The sequence below is a fragment of the Streptomyces sp. genome (assembly GCF_019510245.1).
Lineage (GTDB): Bacteria > Actinomycetota > Actinomycetes > Streptomycetales > Streptomycetaceae > Streptomyces.
Genome location: NZ_JAEKKT010000430.1, coordinates 1 through 2,246, shown reverse-complemented (window position 1 = coordinate 2,246; position 2,246 = coordinate 1). Strand labels below are relative to the sequence as shown.

The following is a 2,246-nucleotide window of genomic DNA, read 5'->3' as shown; positions in this document are numbered from 1 at the left end:
CGACGGCCGTCGTCCTGGCCGGCGCGGGCTGGGGCTGGTGGCCGGCGAACGGCGTCGAGTACCCGGCCTTCGCCCTCAACATCACCCTCCTGTTCACCCTGGGCCTGGTCACGGCCCGCTGGTCCCACCGCACTTGGCCGGCCGCGATCACCATCGGGGGGGTGGACGCGATGCTGGGCGTGGTGGTCGTGGTGGCGAACGCGGTGATCAAGTGAGGGGCCGCGGGGTACGGGCTCGGGTCCTTCCAGGCCGGGCGAGCTTTCCGTGAACTCACGGCTGACGGCGGCCGCTGCCCGGAGAACACCGACCGGCCGCCGCCCCCTCAGGGAGCGACGGCCGGTCAGCGCGGTACAGGAACCGGTCTTACGCCTTGGCGCCGACCTCCGTCGGCTTCGTCGGTTCGTCGGACGGGGGCTGCGGGGTGGCGTGACGCCGGCGTGGGATGAAGGTCGCTACGGCGAAGGCGAGGAGCGCCGCGCCCGCTCCGATCGCCATGACGACCTTGAAGCCGTTCTCCGAGGGCAGCGCGGTGCCGCCGAAATCGGTGGTCATCCGGGCCAGGATCACACCGGCGAGAGCGCTGGCGAACGAGGTGCCCAGGGACCGCATCAAGGTGTTGAGACTGTTCGCGGCGCCCGTCTGGGTGGGGTCCACGGCACCCATGATCAGGGCGGGCAGCGCGCCGTAGGTGAAGCCGATGCCGGCGCCGATGACACAGGAGACCAGGACGAGGTGCCAGACCTCGGACATCAGGACGATGTTGAGCCCGTAGCCGGCGGCCACGATCAGCGCGCCGATCATCAGCGTGACCTTGGGCCCCTTGGCCTTGGTGACGGCCGCGGAGACGGCGGACATGGCCATCATCACCAGGCCCTGCGGGGCCAGCACCAGGCCGACGGTCAGCATGGACTTGCCGAGACCGTAGCCGGTCTGCTCGGGCAGCTGGAGCAGCTGCGGGAGCACCAGGGACATCGCGAACATCGAGAAGCCGAGCGCGATCGAGGCGAGGTTGGTGAACAGCACCTGCGGCCTGGCGGTGGTCCGGAGGTCGACCAGCGGCTGCGGACTGCGCAGTTCCCACCAGCCCCAGGACAGCAGGATCACGACCGCGGCGGCGCCGAGAGCCAGGGTGGTGCCGCTCGTCCAGCCCCAGTCACCGCCCTTGGACACGGTCAGCAGCAGCGAGACCAGACCGGCTGACAGACCCAGCGAACCGACGAGGTCGAACCGGCCCCCGGCGCGCACCTTGGACTCGGGCACGATCAGCAGGACAAGGACGAAGGCGACGGCACCGAGGGCGGCCGAGACCCAGAACAGGATGTGCCAGTTCCAGTTGTCGGCGATGAACGCGGCGGCGGGCAGCCCCAGCGCGCCACCGACGCCGAGCGAGGCGCTCATCAACGCGGTGGACCCAGCCAGCCGGTCGGCCGGCAGCGCGTCCCGCATGATGCTGATGCCGAGCGGTACGACCGCGGCGGCCAGACCCTGCAGAGCACGTCCGACGATCATCGGGACGAGGGAGTCGGCGATACCGCAGACCAGCGAACCGGAGACCAGCAGCACGATGCTGAGCAGCAGCATCCGGCGCTTGCCGAACATGTCGCCGAGCCGCCCGACGACCGGCGTGGCCACGGACGCGGCGAGCAGGGTGGCGGTGACCGCCCAAGCGGTGTCGGAGGGCTCCGCGTGCAGGAGCTTGGGCAGCTCGGGAACGATCGGGATGACCAGGGTCTGCATCAGCGAGACGACGATTCCGGCCAGAGCCAGGACCGCCACCACGGCGTTCGGCTTCGGCGGGGCTGAGGACCCCGCTTCGGCGGGTTGGGCAAGGGCGTCGGACATGGCTGGGCCTCTGGTCGGGAACCTGAGTATTGCTTGACTCACTCAAGTGAATCGCAATTGATTGACTTAAGCAAGTTCAATTTATGATGGACTGGAAAGCACGGCTCAGACGGCCGCTTCCTCCTGGTGACCGCCCGGCTGATACGGCAACTCGGCAACGACCTGGAAGCCGCCCTGGACGAGACCGCCCGTACGGATCCGCCCGTCGGCGGAACGGGCCCGCTCACGCATGCCGATCAGGCCGTAACCACCGCCGGGGGAGGGGTAGTCGGCGTACGCGGGGCCGTCGTTGACGACGGAAGGCGGCGACCGTGAGCCCGGCGCACCGGAAGGAGACGGCGAGTTGGAGGGAGTCCCCGTCCGATGCCGTGCGCCCCACGCCCCGAAAGGGCGCGGGAACTGCG

General features: G+C 69.9%; 1 protein-coding gene and 2 pseudogenes. 1 reads left to right on the top strand and 2 read right to left on the bottom strand.

The window, feature by feature from the left end:
- Nucleotides 1–215, top strand: a pseudogene (locus tag JF597_RS53445) (hypothetical protein); the annotation flags it as partial.
- A gap of 148 nt (nucleotides 216–363) precedes the next feature.
- Here JF597_RS53445 and JF597_RS53440 read toward each other — a convergent pair.
- Together JF597_RS53440 and JF597_RS53435 are read right to left on the bottom strand one after the other, a co-directional pair.
- Nucleotides 364–1,842, bottom strand: coding sequence for an MFS transporter (locus JF597_RS53440; RefSeq protein WP_294014273.1), 1,479 nt, complete (start codon nucleotides 1,840–1,842; stop codon nucleotides 364–366).
- A 105-nt stretch (nucleotides 1,843–1,947) separates the two neighbouring features.
- Nucleotides 1,948–2,246 (bottom strand): annotated as a pseudogene (locus tag JF597_RS53435) (hypothetical protein); the annotation flags it as partial.